The organism is Kribbella sp. ALI-6-A, assembly GCF_001984195.1.
In the GTDB taxonomy this organism is placed as follows: domain Bacteria; phylum Actinomycetota; class Actinomycetes; order Propionibacteriales; family Kribbellaceae; genus Kribbella.
The window spans coordinates 684,836-704,181 of record NZ_MTQN01000009.1; the positions used below are offsets into that span (position 1 = coordinate 684,836).

The 19,346-nt window shown below is 65.0% G+C and carries 13 protein-coding genes; 3 read left to right on the plus strand and 10 right to left on the minus strand.

The annotated features are described in order from the left end of the window. Positions 1 to 125 precede the first annotated feature (125 nt). The 9 genes from BWI15_RS12195 to BWI15_RS12235 form a co-directional block, all read right to left on the minus strand. Positions 126 to 1,118: a hypothetical protein gene (locus BWI15_RS12195; RefSeq protein ID WP_143465514.1), complete on the minus strand. Its 993-nt coding sequence runs from the start codon at positions 1,116 to 1,118 to the stop codon at positions 126 to 128. 56 nt (positions 1,119 to 1,174) lie between these two features. Then, complete coding sequence (locus tag BWI15_RS12200) at positions 1,175 to 1,993, minus strand: hypothetical protein (protein WP_077014432.1); 819 nt, start codon at positions 1,991 to 1,993, stop codon at positions 1,175 to 1,177. A 37-nt stretch (positions 1,994 to 2,030) separates the two neighbouring features. Continuing rightward, complete coding sequence (locus BWI15_RS12205) at positions 2,031 to 3,899, minus strand: tetratricopeptide repeat protein (RefSeq protein WP_083750709.1); 1,869 nt, start codon at positions 3,897 to 3,899, stop codon at positions 2,031 to 2,033. Positions 3,900 to 4,093: 194 nt separating this feature from the next. Further along, positions 4,094 to 6,970 (minus strand): tetratricopeptide repeat protein, encoded by a 2,877-nt coding sequence (locus BWI15_RS12210; protein WP_077014434.1) that lies wholly within the window; start codon positions 6,968 to 6,970, stop codon positions 4,094 to 4,096. Beyond that, positions 6,967 to 8,472 (minus strand): hypothetical protein, encoded by a 1,506-nt coding sequence (locus tag BWI15_RS12215; protein WP_077014435.1) that lies wholly within the window; start codon positions 8,470 to 8,472, stop codon positions 6,967 to 6,969. Before BWI15_RS12215 ends, BWI15_RS12210 begins: the two co-directional genes overlap by 4 nt. A 15-nt stretch (positions 8,473 to 8,487) precedes the next feature. Next, a complete protein-coding gene (locus tag BWI15_RS12220; protein ID WP_077014436.1) occupies positions 8,488 to 9,123 on the minus strand; it encodes a hypothetical protein in 636 nt (211 codons plus the stop codon). Next, the gene (locus BWI15_RS38755) at positions 9,120 to 9,440 is read right to left on the minus strand and encodes a hypothetical protein (protein ID WP_143465515.1); all 321 of its coding nucleotides are present in this window, start codon (positions 9,438 to 9,440) and stop codon (positions 9,120 to 9,122) included. The genes BWI15_RS12220 and BWI15_RS38755 overlap by 4 nt, the downstream gene beginning before the upstream one ends. Positions 9,441 to 9,461: 21 nt before the next feature. Next, on the minus strand, positions 9,462 to 10,760 hold the full coding sequence (locus BWI15_RS12230; protein WP_077014438.1) for a CHAT domain-containing protein: 1,299 nt from the start codon (positions 10,758 to 10,760) through the stop codon (positions 9,462 to 9,464). A gap of 351 nt (positions 10,761 to 11,111) precedes the next feature. Continuing rightward, on the minus strand, positions 11,112 to 13,556 hold the full coding sequence (locus BWI15_RS12235) for a tetratricopeptide repeat protein (protein WP_143465517.1): 2,445 nt from the start codon (positions 13,554 to 13,556) through the stop codon (positions 11,112 to 11,114). A 295-nt stretch (positions 13,557 to 13,851) separates the two neighbouring features. On the opposite strand from BWI15_RS12235, the gene BWI15_RS12240 reads away from it, so the two are divergent. Then, positions 13,852 to 14,457 carry a hypothetical protein gene (locus BWI15_RS12240; protein WP_077014440.1) on the plus strand — a complete coding sequence of 202 codons (606 nt, stop codon included), beginning with the start codon at positions 13,852 to 13,854 and terminating at the stop codon, positions 14,455 to 14,457. Positions 14,458 to 14,721: 264 nt separating this feature from the next. Here BWI15_RS12240 and BWI15_RS12245 read toward each other — a convergent pair whose 3' ends face one another. Next, positions 14,722 to 14,925 carry a hypothetical protein gene (locus BWI15_RS12245; RefSeq protein WP_077014441.1) on the minus strand — a complete coding sequence of 68 codons (204 nt, stop codon included), beginning with the start codon at positions 14,923 to 14,925 and terminating at the stop codon, positions 14,722 to 14,724. Between the two features lie 730 nt (positions 14,926 to 15,655). Between BWI15_RS12245 and BWI15_RS12250 the strand changes: the two genes are divergently transcribed. Both BWI15_RS12250 and BWI15_RS12255 read left to right on the plus strand, forming a co-directional pair. Next, a complete protein-coding gene (locus BWI15_RS12250; RefSeq protein WP_077014442.1) occupies positions 15,656 to 16,759 on the plus strand; it encodes a hypothetical protein in 1,104 nt (367 codons plus the stop codon). An 80-nt stretch (positions 16,760 to 16,839) separates the two neighbouring features. Continuing rightward, positions 16,840 to 19,059: a P-loop NTPase fold protein gene (locus BWI15_RS12255; RefSeq protein ID WP_143465519.1), complete on the plus strand. Its 2,220-nt coding sequence runs from the start codon at positions 16,840 to 16,842 to the stop codon at positions 19,057 to 19,059. Positions 19,060 to 19,346: the final 287 nt, after the last annotated feature.

Here is a 19,346-nt window from a genome sequence, read left to right on the forward strand (position 1 = left end):
CGCGCCCGCGCCCGCGCCAACGCCAACGCCATCCGACGACCTTCGGATGTTCTTCAGCGATCCCCACCGTCATTCGCCACCCAGGCCGGCTCGGGCGGTACTCCGGCTCTCATGGCATCGCGAAGCTAGACGGCCTCTCGATTGGCCAGTGCGCGATTGGCCAGCGCAATGGAAGCGCCTGTCTTGGCGAGCCGGTCGGCCAGGTCTGGCCTAGCGCGGCGTAGTGTGTCGAGACGGACGCGGAATCCTAGGATCTGGTCCCAGGACACGCTCCTGCCACTTTCGAGCATCTCCAGTGCGATATCTGCCCGCTCCGCCGCGAGCGCCGCCCCGGCGGCCTGGGCGGCAAGTCCGCTCCAGTTCTTGAGAATCCGATCTCGGCCCGTCGTAGTCAGACCGTGCCAAGCCACTTCCGGCAGCAGACGGATGGCGAACTCGTAGCAGGCGAGCGCGGTCGTCGTGTCGCCCATCCGGGACGCCAGATCAGCCGCATTTCGCGCGGTACCAATGCGCATCCCTGCCCAAGTGGTTGGCAGGGAGGCTGCCACTTTCCAGGTGGCGATCGCGCGACGACCGTGATCAGGTTCGCCAGTTTGATCGAACTGGGCTTGATACGCCAACCCAAGATTCAGAAGAACCCGGACCCGGTCGGTGTGGCCGAGCGGCAGGGCGTCTAACGCCGCCTTGTCGTGGTCGATCGCTGCGTCAAGGTCGCCGGGGTGCCGACTGATTTCGAATCGAGTCCACAATGCGGAGGCGAGATTGCTCAACCGACTGCCGTAGCTGGGGTTGTCGGCCGGCGTCAACGCCACTGCGGTCTCCAGAAGGCGCACTGACTCATTGAGATCGTCTACTGCTCCGATGCCCCGCTCATATCGTGTCCACATGGCCTGGCCAAGACTGGTGAGGAAGGCGGCGCGGTGCGATCCATGACCGTCGAACTGCGTCAGCGCCGCCTCGAGATGGGTGATCGCCTGGGCGATGTCGTCGGGGTCTCCTCGATCCTCGAATCGCATCAGGTGCGATTCCCCCAACGACAGGAGTGCTCTCGGCAGTACGTCGTCGTCCGGCAGTCGGAGCCGTACCGCTGTCTGCTTTAATGCGATGCCTTCATCCATATCGTCAGGCTCGCCAGTTGATCTCGATCGAGTTGTCAGTGCTGCAGCCAGCACTGTCAGAGCGGACGCGTCTTCAAGCGTATGGAATGGGCCATTACCGGCCGCGCGGCGTCCGGCGTCGACTGCGGCATCGATGTCGGCGCCACGACCGGAAAATAGTGGCGTCGGCGCAGTGCGTAGCTGAGGTCGATCAGCCGCTGCCGGTAACCGTCATCCGGCCTGGAGACGATCGTGTTCAGGCTTTCGATGGCTGCGTCGAGCTCTGCGGCGCGACCAAACCGGTCGTACGCGACGAGGCGCGATAGCGCGTTGTTTGCGGCAACAGTTGCCCTGTCATGAGCGCTGCGCAGTGAACCGCCCATGGCCACGCGCATATGTTCAGTCGACTCGGCGAGATCCTCATCGTCACCGGTGAGGTTGTGCCGCGCATTGAGGGCAATAGCAAGCACAGTGTGTCGTACCGCCAAGTCTCGGCCGCGCAGCTTGAGATCCCCAACGCTGCGGCGGCCCGCAACAACAGCCTCGTCGAGCATAGTTCGCTGTCCAGTGGGCCCGCCATGCATCGTGAGTGTGCGGGCCAACTCCGACTGAATCCAGCCATACTGCCGGTGGTCCGGCGGCGTTGCATTCGCTGCGCTCCATACGAGGTCGAGCGCTCGCTCCAGATCCGCCGGATCGCCACGCCGTTCGTACCGCTCCCGGACCGCGATGGCCAACGCCGCTGCAACGTAGGGAAACTGGTTATGCCCCTCTGGCAGTCGGGCAAATGCCTGTTCCAAGGACTTCACGCTTTTATCCAACAGCCGGGCGTCGCCAGTGCGGATCGCAGCGTTGATACTCGCGGTGGCAAACGCGATCTTCATCGCCATCAGCATTCGACTCAACCTCCCTCCGCTAGAGTGCCAAGGATGGTCAAGGAAGCTCCGTTTCGCTTCCGGCGAGTCCAGGCCCTCCCTGGTGCGGATCAATCGTCGGCAAGGTTGCGGCGATACCCGCTAAGCGAGAGGAACCGTCCACGCGAGCGATCTGGTCTCTTACTGTCTCTAGATGGCTCAGGAGCTCGGGTGCAGCCGAGGCGAGAGCGCGCAGGTCCGTGCGGGTCTCCACTGACTGGGACCAAAGCACCGCCCGCCCGTGCTCGAGGCTGACCAGCGCATCCCCGGGACGTTCGGCCGCGAGCATGGCGGCCGCGGCCATGCCGGCCAGACCGCCGTGTCGAGTCAGTTGATTCTCCTGGCTCCGGCGGGCCGTTCCTCGCCACGCGAGCACTGGAAGGAGCTCGATGGCAGTCGTGTAGGCCCCCGAGGCTAAGTCCCAGTCGCCTTCTTCGGTGGCGACCAGCCCCATCTCGGAGGCAGCGCCGACGCGTACCTGGATAGGCGCTCCCGCGGCGTTCGACGCGCGGGTCCACATCGTGACCGCCTCGTCGAGCCATACTCGGTCAGATGTCAGCTTATACATGTCCCACAGGGCATTCCCCAGGTTCGACAACGTTTGCACCCACAAGGGGCTGGCGGCAGGCAGGGTCTCCAGCGCTCGACGCCAGAGCTCGATCGCTTCGGAGAGACTCTTCGCCTCTCTGAACGCGCGGTACCTGTCCTGGAGCCCGTTGGCCAGGTTGATCTCGACCCGCAGACGTAGCTCCGGCCGGACCTCCCCAGTAAGCGCGGTTCGCCATTGACTGATCGCGCCCTCGAGATCCAGGGGATCCCTGGACAGGTGGAAGCGCTCGCGCAGCGCATTTCCCAGATTGGCTCGCATGACCGCGATCTCCGCGACATCGTTGGCCGGCACGCCGTTCAGAGCGGCCGTTGCCGCCTTGATCGCGTCATCGATGTCGACCACGTTCCCCAGACGTTCGAAGCGCGCTCGAAGCGCGCTCCCCAGACTCGAGTAATAGGCGTACCTGGATGACTCCTCCGCACTGCCCAGCAAGGCTTCCCGTGATACGGCGATCGCCTCGTCGAGATCGCCAAGGTTGCCGGTCAGCCGGTACCGGTCACGCAACGCGAGGGTGAGGGTGTGCTGCCGGGCCGATTTGCCAGGCTCTGCCGAGTCTCCGCAAGCCGCAGCCTCACGGCACAGCGCCACGGACTCGTTGATGTCGTCGGCTCGCCCTGAGAACTCGAAGCGGGTTTGCAGCACATATCCGAGATTGGCCACGTTGCGGGACCAATCGGGGTCGTCCCTCGGGAGAGCTTCAAGCGAGCATCGTGCGCAGTCGACCGCGTCGTCGTAGTCATCGGCACTCGCAGCCTCGCGGGCCCGGTACTGCAAGACTATGCTGAGCTTGAAGAACCAGTAGCCACGCGACCGGTGCTCCTTGGGTGCTGCATGGAGTGCGGCACGCAACAAGTCAATGCTTTCGTCGAGGGCCCAACTGGCATCGGCTGCCCGGATCAGCGAATCCCCCGCCTCGTCTGCGAAGTAGAGTCCGAGTGCCGCCTCGAACACATACAGCGGCGCCGGAAACGGGCCTGTACCCCCAAGTTTCGCAAGGCTGAGCACCATGAACGCCGAGTAGACCAGGTCCTCGTCGTTGTCCGCTAGCAACTCGTGTCGCCACCAGAAGAACCAGCCGAGGGCCAGCGCCGCGCGCTCCGGCGGGATGTCAGGTGCCTTGATCAACTGCAGCAACGCGGTGACTTCGGACCGGGCCTCAGGCGCAAGGATGTGCGCCTCGTCGGCAGTCCTGCTGTATGCCGTCAGTCGACGCTCGATCGCCTCCAGCAAACGCAGCTTCTCTGTCACCTCAGGGCTGATCCCATCCGTCGGGTTCATCGAGAATACTGGACAGACGACACGGGACGGTAGCGCAATCCTGGAGCTCAGCCAGGAGGACCACGTGCTGCTGCGGCGCGGCTGCTGGCAACGTCTGTCCTGTAGACACAAGCGCTGAGGTCAGCGCCGACCTCACCTCACTGGCAACCAAGGTACCAACCCCGGAGAAGCGCCTTCGCGATTTGAGCCGTGGCTCAGCCGCCGACGTGGGCATCCACCACGTTTGAAGGGCTACTTCCCAGCAGACCCGCTATCTCGATCAGACGATCCGCCATCACAGGCGAGTACCCACGAACTCGGTCCAAGTCACGCCGCAGATTCAGGGACTGTTGCCACGACACGGACCGACCGGTCTCGAGCGCTTCGATCCCCACCGCCGGATCGGCACTTTCGATCGCCATCGCCGCAGCTGTGCCGGACTTCTCCTGCAGACCCGCCAGCACGCTCTCCCGCGATTGCCTCGCCAAACCGTGCCAGGCTACCGTCGGGAGCAGCCGCATCAACCGCGCGTAGGCCGCGGTCGCGCCCGACCAATCACCCTGTTGCGCTGACGCCTCGGCCAGCGCCTCGGCGGCCAGTACCCGAATCCCAGGGCTCGACGCACGTACGTCGATCGCCTCGTCCCAGGCGGCAAGAGCCGCGGCCAGATCGTCGACGGCGCCGCTTTGCTCGAAGCGAGTCGCCAGGGCGTTTCCCAGTCCGAGCAGCAACGGCGCCCGGTCCGGGTGATCTGCCCAGTACGAAGAAATGACTGCCTGCAGTACGGCGACTGATTCATCGACGTCCGCAGGCGATTCGGTCGCTTCGCCCCGTTGCCGGAGGGCCATCCCTAAGTTCGACCGGTACAACTTGTGATCGGGATGCCCGTTACCGGCCAGCTCGACCGCACGGCGAAAGGTCTCGACGGCCTCGTCCAGATCCGTCGTCCGTTCACCAACGTGATACCGAGTGGTTAGCGCCAGGGCAAGGTTCGACAGGTACGCCGGAAGCGCCGGATCGCGGTCAGACGTCGCCTCGGTTGCCTCCCGGGCAACCGCCACCGCCTCGTCGGCAGCCGCCGGATCAGCTGCAGTGATCGCGCCGGCCCGCAACACGTTGGCCAGGTTCGAGAGCCGTCCCGCCCGGAACGGGCTCGTGTGTGGTGTGACCGCGACGGCGCGGCGGGAGGTCACGATCGCCTCGTCCAGATCCTCCGGCGCGCCGCGCAACTCGAACCTGGTCAGCAGACAGTTACCCAGATTGGTCGCGGCGGCCCCAGAGGTCAACGGGCCGGCCGTTTCGGCGTTCGCAACCCGCGCTGCCCGGACGGCCTGATCAAGACTCACCAGGTCGGCGCGCACCTCGTACCTAGCCAACAGACACGCAGCAAGATTCGAGAACCGGCCGCACCGCGCCGGCTCACCGGGCCTGGTATCGTCAGCGACCTGCTGCGCCGTAGCGAGTGCCCAGCTGAGGTCCGCTTCGTCGCCCGACGCCGAGAACAGGGTGCGTCGGCATGCACTGAGTTCGGCCAGGATGTGCGTCCTTGCCGTTCCGCGGCTGCCTGCCAGTGCCTCCTCGCCGGTCGCGATCGCACGGTCGAGATCTTCGGCATCGCCGAGCAGTTCGAATCGCTGCCTCCACGCGAGGCTTGTGTTGGCGAGGATCGCAGGCCGGTCGGGCGAGTTCGGGGGCAACACCTCGAGAGCGTCTCGTGTGAGCTCCAACGCGCGCTCGAGATCCGCCACGGTCCCGTCGCGTTCGAAGCGAGCGGAGTGCGCGTTGGCGGCGTTTGCCAGCAGGGCCGCCTCGTCGAGGCCGCTGTCCGTTGTCAGCTCCAGCGCACGGTCGAGCGCGTCGATCGATGCTTCGAGGTCGCCGGGAAGCGACGCCGATTCGTGCCGCGCCAGCAATGCGGCGCCGAGGTTGGACAGCAGCAGCGCCTGCGATGCTCCGTCGACTGCGGCCGACTCCTCGATCAGTTCGATCGCTTCGTCCAGATCGGCGACATCGCCATCCCGGTCGTACCTGGTGGACAGAATGTTCGCCAGGGTGGAGGCGTGCCGGGAGCGCTCGGGCTCGCCGTGAACCGCGGCCCGCGCGAGCCCGAGCGCGGTGTCCAGATCCGTACTCTCCTCGAACAGCTCGTACCGAAGAGCGAGACAGACGGCATGACCGGCAAGGATCTCTGGCGGCGCTTCGGCGGGACCACCACAAAGCTCGACCGCTTGCCCAGACACCACCGCCGCCCGATCCAGGTCCGCGGGGTCGCCGAGGAATTCGTAGCGGGCCAAAAGAGCAGACTTGAGCATCATCAGCGGACCGAGCTGCGACTCGACGGCGCTCGCGCCGACCGCCGTCTCGCCGGACTCGACCGCACCACCAAGCAACGCCGCGTCGCGCAACTCCTCACCGAGCAGACGCTGTGTCAGACTGAGGTTCGACCAGTACGTGGGCAGGTCGGCGTCGCCGGCCACCGCCACCGTGGCGGCCTCGTGGGACACGTCGACCGCGTCGATCAGCTGTTGCCGATGGCCGGTCCGGACGAATTCCTGAACCAACATGGCGCCAAGGGTGCTCGCGAACATCGCACGATCGCGATGTCCGTCGCCTGCCAGCTCCACCGCGCGTCTCGCGCACTCGATGGCTTCTGGCAGGTCACCACCGACGTCTCGGGCTCGCAAGGCATGAGAGAGATTGGACCAGTACGCCGGATTGGCTCTCCCCGATCCCTCCGTCGCCAGCCGACACGCTCTGACCGCATCGTCCAGCAGATCTGCTTCGTCGAATGCTTCCGCCGCGGCACGCAAAGCGTTGCCCAGCGTGGTGGCGATATCGCCGTGCGAGGATTCGCCCTCGTTCATCGTGTCCAGGACCAGGCCGAGCCGGTTCATGGCCACCACGAGCAGGACTGGCCGGCCGGTCGCGTCGTACGCGTCGACGGCTGCCATCCCGACGTCCACCACCAGTTGCATTTGCAGGCCTGTGCAATCGTCTTCGGCGGCCCGCCACAGGGCATCGTCGTCGATCTGTTCGGGGCTCGTCCGCAGTTGTTCGTACAGTGTCTGCTCAACCGCTTCGCGGGAGTTCACCGAGGATCTCGATCCGTCACTTCGTCCGCAAAGAGGGACCGCCTGCCCAGGACCTCAAGGGCCTCAAGCCGCGCCCGTACTTCGAGAAGCCGCTCGGCCAAGGCAAGATCGACCGCGGCCAGCCGGTCCACCTCGCTCGTCCGCAACCGGTCCCCCCACAGCACGCTCCGGCCGTGTTCGGAGCAGCGAACGGCGTTGTTCCACTGGTCGCCCGCGACGCAAGCACCGGCCGCATCGTCCGCCAGACCGGCGAGTTCGGCCAGTCGGCGCTCGCGTTCGTTCCGCTGGAGGCCGGGCCAGATCAGCTCATTCAGGCGGTCAAGAGCCAACTGATATCCCTCGACCGCACTAGCTGGATCATCTGTGACCATAGCCCACTCCCCCGCGATCCGGCCCGACATGGTCCGTTGCCCAGGCGACCCGGAGCGCTGGCTCGCCGCGGCCAACCGCGCCTCGACGGCACGCCGGGCGTCGTCTGGCGCTCTCAGTCGCTCGAATCGCATCCAATGGGCGCGCGCGAGACCCGACCAGCACGTCACCGCGTCAGGATCGTTCACAGCCAGCACCGCTGTGGCTGCCGCCGAACGATCTACAGCCTGGTCGATCTCCTGACGGCTCGCCGTCGGCAAGCCCGCTTTCGCTCGTGCGACCAACCCCAGATTGATCAGCGCAGTACGACGATCGACGTGCGCCGGGTCAGCTATCGCCGCCGCGCCCTGCAGCATTGTCTCCGCCTGCTCCAGGTTCCGGGCAGTGTCGGTGATTCGCGCCAGCTCAACGGCGGCCAGGCCGGCGTTGATGAGCAGGCCTGGTCGATCGATCGCCAGGCTGCCTGGAAGTGTCGTAGCGTCCAGAGCGAGTTGCCGGGATTCCCGCAGTACGTCCACATCGCCGCGGGCGGCGCCGTACAGGCGTAAGGCGATCGAGAGGTTCGAGGCGATCCGGCTGCGCTGCGGCTGAGTGGTACCGACCGCGTCCAACGCCCGGTCACCCAGCACGATCGCCTCCTGGAGATCCGGCGGCCGGTCCAGCAACTCGTAGCGCAACCGCAACGCGAACGCGAGATTCGACAACCGCTGAGCTCGAATCAGCCCGCTCGGCGAGTCGTCCAGGCCCTGCCTGCCGTACCGGACCGCCCGTTCGAGGTCGGCCCGCACTCCAGTTGCCTCGTACCGCAGGCGACAGGCGTTTCCCAGATTGGCCGACTGCCGAGCGCGCGCGGACTCCGAGGCCGCCTCGCGGACCGCCTGCTCACCCAGCTCGATCGCCTCGCTGATCGAGAGAACCTCCCCCGATTGCTCGAATCCGAGCTGAAGGCCGACGATCAGATCGGTGCGCGCCGCCGACAGCCATGCCGGCGGCGCCGCTAGGTAGAGCCACCGAAAGGTATCGACCGCCCACACCAGCTCCTGCGGACGGTCCTCGTTCTGGTAGCAATCGATCCAGTCCTGCGCCGCGTTACGCAGCACGGTACGCAGCGTCCCGTAGTCGTCGGCAGTCATTGACCAGACGTCCGATCAGGGTTTCGCGGGGCCGCAACTGTCCGCGGTTCGAATTCCGATTGCTTCCGCCATTCGCACGGCGACCTCACCACTGTTGGTCTTCAGCGTCAGGACACCCTGCTCGAGTCGCTGGACCGAGCCGCAGCGCTCGCCCTGAGGAGTCAGCACAACGATCCTCGTGGCGTCCTTCCCCGGACCGTACCAGGTGAGACCCACCGCGCTGATCAGCAGAACCGCACAGGCCGCAGCCATCCAGCGTCCCCGGCGGAGCGCGTCCAGCGACGCTTCGGTCTCAAGTCGTTCCGCGTCCGCCTCCGGATCGGGCGAATCGACCAGGTCCGACATTGGTAGGCCGTGCGGACTCCCATGGGCCGCACGTAGGAGCAGCGCGGCCGCAGTGCCGCCCGCCAGTATCGACAGGACGAGCAGAGCTCCGACGGCGGCTGCGTACGGCGACGCGAGATCGCCGACGTCCGTCCTTCCCTTGATCAGACCGAAACCGATCAGCGCTGCCAGTACCGCCCCGAGGCCGTTGCGCCAGGCAAGTGCCATCGCGCGAACCGTCGGCAGCTTGCCGGTCCCGAGCCGACGAAGTGCCTTTGCACGGCGGCGATCCTGCGGCCCACTGATGGACGCCGGCACCAAGGTCATTGCGGTAACACCTCAAGGGACCAGAAGGCGCCGCAGCCTTCCTCGTCGTCCGGCCGGTCGCGGTGCTCGAACCTGCAGGTGCAGTACATCGGCAGCGGCCCTTTCGCGATGGGCTTGGACGCCTTGAACCGAGGCAAGATCCCTTTGTGGACCAGTTTGCTGTAGTCGAAGGTCATCGGATGGGAGCATCGAGGACAGTGGCCACTCACCACGACGCTCCCCCGGGTGTCAAGCACGCGATGCTCTTGGGAAATGAAAAGCCCCGCGAAACCGGGATCGGAGATCTCCTCGAACCAATGCTCATCCGGAGCTGTCACAGCTTTGTCCTCCTTGACTCGTCAGGGTCCCGTGTGCGTGAACGGCGTCCAGATCTGAGGTGATTCCGGACACTTCGCGCGCAAGGCGCGGACAGCCTCGTGCAACGCGACCGCGGCCAGCTCGGGCCTTAGTACCTCGTCCGTCACGATCTGCTGGTAAAGCGAGCCGAATATCTCTTCCGCGGCTTGTTGCTCCACCGACCACAACGTCGCCACGACGTGCCGATAGCCCATGTAGTGGAAGGCGGCGGCCAGCGTGATCGCCTCGTCGAGCAACTCGATCCCGCCGATCGCCGTCTTGCACGCGGACAGGCCGGCGAAGTCCCCGTGGAACCGCTCCGCGCTGAGGTCGGCGATACTCAGCTTCCCGTCGCTCAGCCACAGACCACCACTCGACGGATCCAGCAGATCCTGGTCGCCATGGCACGTGAAGTGCGCCCATCGGTGCTTCGCCAATTCCGACCGGACAACGTCCCGGGTCGCCTTCTTGTCTGGCAGATCGGTCAGTGAGTGCCGGAACAACCCATGGAGCAGTTCGCGCTCCGCCTCGGTCTCGAGCGGTACCTGACCGTCGACATTCCCAGCCGACACCAGGAGCATGCGGTCCTCAACGTCCTGATCCGGCCGGTTCCGAGCGTCGAGCAGTGCCCGCAGGGTCGGCGTGTACGACGAGACCACGCGATCCAGCACTGTCCGTGGCGGACCGTCTCCGGTGTCCGCATGATGGCCTGCAGTGTGCAGCGGCAGTACAGTCAGCGCACCCGTCGGACACCACCAGACGCGCGGCCAGCTGGTCGGCTCACCGGGGGGAGTCTCCTCTCGTCCCAGCGCGGTCAGAACTGGGCCGGCGATCACGTCCCACATCCAGACCTGCAGGTCAGTCAACATCTCGTCGACCGCCGCCATCGCCGCGTCGAGCCGTTGCTTTGCGCGCCGGTACCCAACGATCAACGGGCGACTCGACGCGTTCGACACTTTGTGTTCGGCCTCGACCAGTTCACCCAGAGCCACTTCGGCGGCGTGCAGCACCGCAAGGTAAGTCGAGGCCCGGCGGGCGGTCTCGTCCAAGGTCAGCCGTTCCAACGGAACTGCCCGAACACCGCCCAGCTCGACGATCAGCGCGTCGCACCGCCAACGACTCACGTTGACGACCACCACTGGCCCCCCGGCGGCAGCAGGTAGCAGCTGTTCGATCTTCGGCGGCCGTAAGAAGTCCTCGAAACCCTCAATGGCCTGCACCTGCTCGACGAGCTCGTCCCACTCCCGCGCCAGCGCCATCCGCCGATCGACGATCCGGTCCTCCGAAAACTCCTCTACCACCGCTCCCCCTACCGCGCCCGCCGTCGCCCGGACGACGAGTATGGCACTTCGGCCTGGCCGCCAACAGAGCGTGACGATCACGACCGCCGTGCGACTCCGCGCCTTTGACCTGGCATCTCTTTGCCACGTACCCGCGAACTCGACCGGGCCGACGATCATTGAACGACCACCGCTCGAGGCAAATCACCCGCCAAGGCCCCGAGTGCCTTACTGTTTCGGCGTCCCATCGACCTGCAAGCTCGACAGGCAGCCGGGATCTTTCGCGCTACTAACACTACTCACCTCGGGCTGACCAACAGGCCGTCGTTCCACTCCGAGTATCGCAATCCCCCGATCTGAGTGGTCCAGGTGCTAGTTCAGCCGAGCAGGGTCCACCGACCGGTCGAGCTGTTCACGGATCCAAGCGAGCTTGGCAGCTAGTCCAGATGCGACTTTCTGCAGCCGCCATAGGTCAGAGCGGGTTTCGAGCGACTGCGACCACAACACACTCCTGCCTCGTTCCAAAAGCTCGATTGCCCGATCATGCTGGTCCGCCGCGATCGAGGCAGCGGCTGCTTGCGCAGCCAATCCACCTCGGCCGGCGAGGGACTGCTCCCTCGTTGCGCGGGTCGTTCCCCGCCAAGCGACCAACGGCAGCAAGTCCACCGCAACGCCATAGCCGTCTGCCGCCTCAGGCCAATTCTGTTGACTTGCGCAGACCTCCGCCCACTGCTGGGCAGCAGTCAATCGTTCCATTGACGGCCCGCCGCGGAGCACCGCTGCCTCCTGCCAACCGGCGACGGCGTCAGCAAGATCCGAGCTATTGCCCATCCAGACCGACCTCGCACGCAGTGCGATGCCGAGATTTACCAAGACGTTCACTCGCCATGGATGACCCGGACGCATCGCGGCCACAGCTGCACGTCCAGCTCTGACGGCTTCAGCGATATCAACCAGCCTCGATGACAATCTGGCGGACGCCTCGAACCGGGCCACCAGGACGGCGACCAGATTCGACAGCATGGCAGCCCTGACTGGGTGATCCAGAAGAGCCGCAGCCACGGACGCGCGAGCAGTAGTGATGGCCTCGTCCAGATCAGCCCATTTCTGCTCGCCCTCGAACTTGGCCCGCAGCGCCAGACTCAGGTTGCCGAGATAGATGGCCTGCTCGGAGTGGCCCTCGGGGAGCGCGGCCAAAGCTTCGCGATCGAGCGAAGTTGCCTCGTCGATGTCAGCAGTCTGGCGCTGCCACTCGTACCGGATCTTCAGACCGGTGGCGAGGACCGAGATGTATCTCGTTCGGTCGATCACCCCCGGTCGGCACGCCTCGACGGATTGACGACCGGCGGCAATCGCCTGGTCGAGGTCGGACAGCTCGCGAAGCAGGTTGAACCTGTGGCGTAGCGCAACGCTGAGATTGCACAGCAGATTTGGCCGGATTGCATGGTCGGCACCGGCGGCATCGACCGCTGCGCGCGCCCAGGCGATTGCCTCGCTAGCGTCGCCAGGGTCAGTTGTCCGCTCAGAGCGAGCCCGCAGGCAAACTCCCAGACTTGTGAAGATCCCGGCGCGACGGGTGTGACCGGCGGGCATCGCGGCGACGGCCTCGCGAGCCAGCGCGATAGCTTCGTCGATCTCGGTCAGGTCGTCCGAGCGATCGAAGCGAGCCCGCAGGGAGATGCAAAGATTGGAGAGCAGATCGATCCGATTTGGATCATCGGCCGGTGTTGCGGTGACCACCTCTCGACACAGGCTGATCGCCTCGTCGATGAAGCTGATGTCGCCGACTCGATCGAATTTCTTCCCGAGCGCACTGGCGAGATTGCTGCACTCGCTGATTCGGTCAGGATGGTCAGGCGGAATGGCCGCCAGTACCTCACGCGACGTCGCGATCGCCTCATCGAGGTCGTCCAACTGGCCCGACACCTCGAACCGGAGCTGAAGCGTCATCGCTACGCCGGACAAGCACCCAACTCGGGCCTCCGGATCCGCTGAATCCGCCGCGGCGCGAACCAAGCCAATGGCCTCATCGAGTTCGTCCATCCGGCCGGTCTGTTGGAATCGGCTTCGCAGGGACATGCCGAGGTTGCCCTGAATGGTCGGTCGCCAATGGCTATCGGCCGGCACCACCATCAATGCTTCCCGACCTAGCGCGATGGCGGTATCCAAGTCGCTCAACCGACCGTGCCACTCGAAGCGCAAGTGCAACGCCACCGCGAGGTTCTGTAGGTACCCCGCCCGACGGGGGTGCGCCGCCGACGCCGCGGCGACAGCCTGGCGCCCGACGGTGATCGCTTCCTCGACGTCTTGTGCTCGTCCCCTCATGTCAAATCTGTAGCCCAGCGCGCCCCCAAGGTTCGACAAGTAGCCTGGCAGATCTGGATGGCCGGACGGGAGCAGGTGAACTGCCTCCCGCAAGGCATCGACCGCTGTGTCGAGGCTCTCTAGATCACCTGTGCTCCGCGCTCGATCGAACAGCGCCCTGCCCTCATCTGCCCAGCGTTGCCCGATCATCCCCCGCAGTTCGGACGGCACCAATGCGACCTCCGTCCTGGCGATCGCCCCAAACCACTCGAACGCTTCCTCGAAGTCGTCCCGACTCCCGCCTGGCATTGCCTTATGACGGCACCAGTGAAACGACGCGACGATGTAAGCGACATTCAACGGGACGTCTCCGAACTGAAGCCGGGCAAGCTCAAGCAGCCGTATGGTCTCCGCAACCCCTCGGGAATCAAGAAGTAGTGCCGAGTCACCGCGTTCGGAGAATGTCCGAATGCGCACCCGAAGAGCCCACAGCAGGAGGTCTTCTTCTGACATCCAATATTTGTATAGGCGCGACGATCACTGATGGAAGGGCGAGGCGTTCAGTTTCGGCCCGAAGGGTGATGCTCGCGGTTCGCGCGACGCTGGAGCGCATCGCGAGAGGGGTGGGAGCGTCGAGTGATGAGCGACGGAGAAGCGAGCGGCGAGGCGGCGTGGGTTACTTGAGTTCGGTGGAGGCTTTGCCGACGAGTTCGCGGGCGATGATGAGCTGCTGAACTTGCGGGGCTCGGCCACGTTCGCCGTCGCTCTAAGACTCGGGACTGTCGGCGGGCGTCATTAGCCTTGCAGCATGGTGAGTCTGAGCAAGGACCAGCAGGTGAAGGCTGTAGTGGAGGGCCTGGCCCTCGGCACTTTGGCCATTGGGGTCCAGGCAGTGACATCGTCGAAGCTCAGCCTCGAGCTCGCGATCGCTCGCGCCCTACGGGAGTGGTCTTTTGCCGGCCAGTTCCCGAGCCTCGCCGGCCGCGGTGGCGCAAGTTCGATCTGGATCGGCATTCAGAAGTCGGAACGCCGCCGCGCGGTCCTCGCGGCCTGGACGGGCAGCGGGTGGCTGACGCCGTACATCGTCATGGACGACTGGTCTGTGGAGGAGTGCACCGAAGTCCTCGCCGAAGACGGACCGGTCCCCACGACGGGTGGGCGGAGCTCGCACAACTGTTTGTCGAACGACTCGGAGACAAGAGTACTCAACCGCGAGGACGCCTCGCTAGCGTTAGTCTCTGGCACTCTGAGGATCGGCACGACGTATCGAGTTTCTGCCATCAGAGCCCAGCGCAGCCGGAACCTCGCCGGACCCGGGATCTCGTCGACGCTCGACCGGTCCGGACCGTCAACCGCTGCCTGCTTCTCCGTATCGTATTACCCGGACTCACGGTGCGGATCTCAGTGCCCCTGACCTCGGTCATGTGGTCGGTGGTCCGGGTCATGCGTGCCATCGGGGCGGCGGGCCGAAGCCGAGCGGGTCCGGGGGCCCGACGTGAGCTCCACACCGGCGACCCGTCCTGATCCCACCGCACCTCATCCACAACGCGGTGAACATCGGCTCGCTCAAGACAAGATGCTCCACCTACGTCAACAAGCACGGCTAGCCACTGGTAATCACCCCCTGACCGCTTGCGGTCTCTGAACGAGCCCGTATGTGGAGTCGCAACTGCCGAAATCAGTGCCGGGGCGCGCGCAGATCATCCATCCAGTCGCCGAAGTCCAAGGTGACCAGCGGCATCTGTACGGTCGCGACGAGTTCCGCGAAGTCATCCGACCGGCCCCACCACTCGTTGACATCCAGCGGCGGGCCACCGTCGAAGGTCAAGTGGTAACCGTCCGGCACACGCTGATCGGTGTTGACGGGTTCGACCACGACCACGGCGAGCAGACCGAAGATCGTCCGGTCCGAGAAAGTTCGTGAAACGGAAGTTGTTACGGCTCCGCCCCGCGACCTTGCCGGCGGTGCCGTCGACCGCGTTGCAGGCATGCATCATCGCCGATTCGAGGTCACCGGACTGCCACTCGTCGAGAGCCTTCCTGACCGAGCGTCCGACCTCCATGGCCCGCACTCTACCGATGAAGCGAGCCCACCGGCGAGGGCGGCCACCAGCAAGCAAACCAGTGCGAAGAACGGCATCAGCCGGGATCGACGGTCGACCGATCCCGGCCTCGCTACGCCCCGCGCCAACCCGTCCGCTATTTATTGCCCTGCGCAAGGACAGTGATCACGTCGGCAGTTGTTCGCTGCGGTTGCGCAACAGGTGACGACGACCAGCCCGCATTGCGGCACTGTCCCCCGCATCGAGCACCTTGGCGTCGGGGCTCTGCAGGAGCAGATCGGCCCCACAAGACGTTGGTGTCCAGCACCACAATCAGCATCGTTGGCTTCCCTCCCTTGAAGATCGCAGTGGATGTATCGCGAACAGGTCACGTGTCACCCGACGTACCTCGAGCACATACTTATGTCGAGCTCTCGCCACGCGCCCCAAAGGCCAGATCGAATCCAACTGACAGTCCGCGATGCCCAGAAGGCGCAAGAGTACTGCTCGATCGGGCAATGTGTCGGTCGGCTCTGCTTCGATCTCGTCGTTCGACGAACGAGGGAGATCATGAGCGGTTGGGACGAAACGGGCGAGGCGATGGTCTGGGCCATCCTCGGAGCCCTCTGCGTGACAGTGGCACTCTGCTGGTTCCTGGTCCTCGTCTGGCCGTGGTACGCCGCGGCGTTCACGGGTGACCCCGAGTCCGCCAAGAGGTCCCTCGAGCCCGAGAGCAAGGAGCGTTACGCCAGGCACCGGTTTCGAGCCTTTCGCCGGGCGACCGTCCTTGGTCTGGTAGGCCTCTTCTTCGGCGGCAAGCTCGCCGTCGGGCTGATCCACCTCGACCCCAGGGCCGGAGTCATCGCAACGGTCGCAATCGCGGGGCATTCGATCGCCATGCTGATCATCGTCCCCAGGACGGTCAAGCGATCGGTGAGTGCGAGATTCGGCTGGCTCAAGGAACACGGTTTAAGCGAACCTCAGGTCGGGATTCTCGCGAAGTCCCAGATGCTGTCCATCGCCACGACGAGTGCGGCCTACACCGCTTGGGCAACGACCTTCATGATTCCTCTCGTGACGCTGGTGAAGAGCCCGGCCGGCCTGCTCAGCATGATGATCTTTGCGCCGGTGGTCCTTCTGACCGAGTACTTCGACATGAGGACTCGACTCGCGTACCAGCTCTTGCTCCGCCTCGCCCTCGCTCGCGACCCCGATACCGCATCGGTGCCCGTGTCGCTGCGCCGAAGGAACGATCCCGACATCACCCCCTACGAGCTGTGGCACCACAATCTCCCCACCGAACGGCTTGCGCTGCTCGAATCCGCCGCCCTACTCCACGATCTCCTCCGACACCGGACAAGGCGCTGGCGCAGCCTCGACCAGCGCGCGTTGCTTGACGCCGCACAACCACTTCTTGACGACCTCACGGCACTGGCCGCCAGCACAACTCCGATAGCATCCAGCGCGGCGATGGACAAGGTCGTTCGACTCGCCTTCCTTGGCGACCCCGCTGCCCTCAACGCCGGCTGGGCCAAGCCCCACCGCGCAACTGACCACCGCGCATGGCGCCCATGGACGATCAAACGGCTCGCAAGGACCGCCGTCGGAACTGTCGGCGCCGCAGGTGCGGCAGCCGGATCCGTCGTGGCCATCATCAAGGCCATCTCCTCCTGAGTCATGCCCTCGAACGTTGCCAGCGACATCGGCACAGCCCTGTGTCCGGAACCAACCACTACCCAAGGGATGGTCTTGTCTTGAGGCATTTCACACGCCGAGCGCGGTACTGGTTGTGTGTACCTTGGCGGCTGACCGATCAGGGCATCGCGTGGCTGGCGCTCGGCCATGTCTACGAGCGTGTCACGGACGAACGCGAGTTCACCGACATCCGCAGTACGGCACCGGCGAAGCGGATCAGGGTCGCTCAGTCGTTCAGTCGGGAGATTGCTCGGGAGACGGCTGCCGAGCGCTGGTACTCGTATGTGGCGACGGTCTGTGCGCTCCTTGCCCTTTGGGTCTTCGCGCGCATCATGTTGCGTCAGTGCTTTGCCGTCGGAGACTGGCTGAACAACCATACGGAGGACTCCGTAGGCGAGATCCTCCGCGCCGGCGGGGCCGCTGCCGTGGACGCCGGCAGCCTCACGGTAGCTCTCATCGTCCTCGCGAACGCAACACTCCTTCTTGGGCTTCGCTCGGTCATCCGCTGGGTGGAGAACGTGGCTCGGACCTGGATTGGTCGCGTCGAAGCACTGGCGTTGCCCCGTCTGCGAATCGCGGTGAACGCCGAGGTCACCAGAGCTTCACCGACACGTCTCCAGGCGACGTCGGTTCAGGGTCTGGCGGAGGCGGACACTCCTGGACGATGGATCGAACGGGAGGCGAGTCAACGAATCATCCGTCTCATCACTGAGCTCGGAGCGACCTCCGTTGCTGTGAGCGGCCGAAGAGGAATGGGCAAGACAACGCTGCTCAAACACACCCTGGGCTCAGTGAAGACGCGAACTCTCGATCCTCGGGAGGACCGTAGGTCGAGTAGAGGAACACCGGTCTCCGTCTTTGTACAAGCACCGGTCGACTACGTGCCCCGCGACTTCCTACTGGATCTTTTTGCCCAGCTCTGTGAGTCGGTGATTGTTGCCGACGGAAGCGACCACTACCAGGAACGAACGTCGACCGGACGCACGGCGCTTCGGATGATCCGCTTCCTGGGACGCACGGCGTGCGTGGTCCTGGCGCTGGCGACTTTTGTCATCGTCCCTGAACCGACATCCAATCGAATGACGGAGGTGGCCGAACTCATCGTCGGTGCCGCAGGCCTTGACCCCAACGCCACGCCAGGTCCGAAGGGACTCGTTCTCCTTGGTCTCATCGGCCTCTTCGTCGCATTCGGCATGGCCGATCGAGGATCATCAGGCGCGCTGGCCCGGCAGGCGACCGCCGAACTGTCGCGGATTCGATACCTGCAGACGCTCCAAAGCGAACAGGGAGCGAGCTTTGCACGAGGACCCATGAGCCTCAGCTGGCGCAGGGCACGCCAGCTCGCACAGCAACCGATCACCTTGCCAGAACTCGTACGTCGCTACAGGACGTTCGCCGAGAAGGTCGCCGCGACCCCACCCGGAGGCCACGGGGTGGGACTGATCGTGGCCATCGACGAGATGGACCGAATCGCGAGCGCCCAGGCTGCTGAGAGCCTCCTCAATCAGATCAAAGCCACCTTCCACGTACCGGGGTGCATCTACCTCGTCACGGTGTCAGAAGAGGCATTGACCCAGTTCGAGCGCCGCGTCGCCACGGCCCGCACTGCGATCGATACATCGTTCGACGAGGTCATCTGGCTGCCCGAGCTCGATCTCTCCGAGTCGCTCGCGCTCCTCAGACGGAGAGTCACCGGATTTCCCGACCTGTTCCTCGCGTTGTGTCATTGCCTCTCCAGTGGTGTCCCCCGAGATCTCGTCCGTGCGGCGCGCAGCCTTGTCGATGCCCGCGGCGAAGCCGAGAGCGATGAACTGTCCGCGCTCACCAAGGTCTTGGTGAACCATGAGATCGCGACCTACCTCCGCGGCGTAACTCGTGACCTGCAACAACCGACCACCTCGCAGCCGGCGCCGGCGATGTCAGCACGGGCGACGCAACACGCGCACGCCGTCGAAGACCCATTGCTCCGGCTCTTGCTCAGCCGCGAGCACGCCACAGACGCCTCAGAACTTCACGCCGAGGCTTCGAACCTTGCATCTCAAGGCAGCCGCCGAGCCGCGGAGCTCACCGCTGTACTGGCCTACTACGCCCTCATCCATGATCTCTTCGTCGACCACCGAAACGTGGTCGAGGCCGCAATCAGCGAGCCGACCTCTTCGCGTGAACGTGCACTGGTCGAGGCCATCGCCTCCGTCAGGCAGCACCTGGCCATCAGCCCAGAATTCGCAACCGACACGCTCACCGACCTACGTCACCGGCTGACACAGGGAATCGTCTGACCGCCTTGCGCCGCGCGGAATCGAAGCGGGTTCTGCTGGGTGAGGCGGTCATCCTGGGCACTCCCCCGTCATCAGTCATCGGCTCGGAGGAGGTCGATGACGGTGGTGACGACGTCGTCAAGGTGGGTGACGAGGTGGAAGTGGCTCCGGGGGAGGACGGGAGTGCGGCGGGAGACGCCGGGGGGACACGCACATTGAACCAGACGCCCGGAACTCAGCGCTAGATGTACTCGGTCATGAGGTTGGTCGCAGCGAGCTGGGTTCGACAGCCTGGCCCGACCTCACTT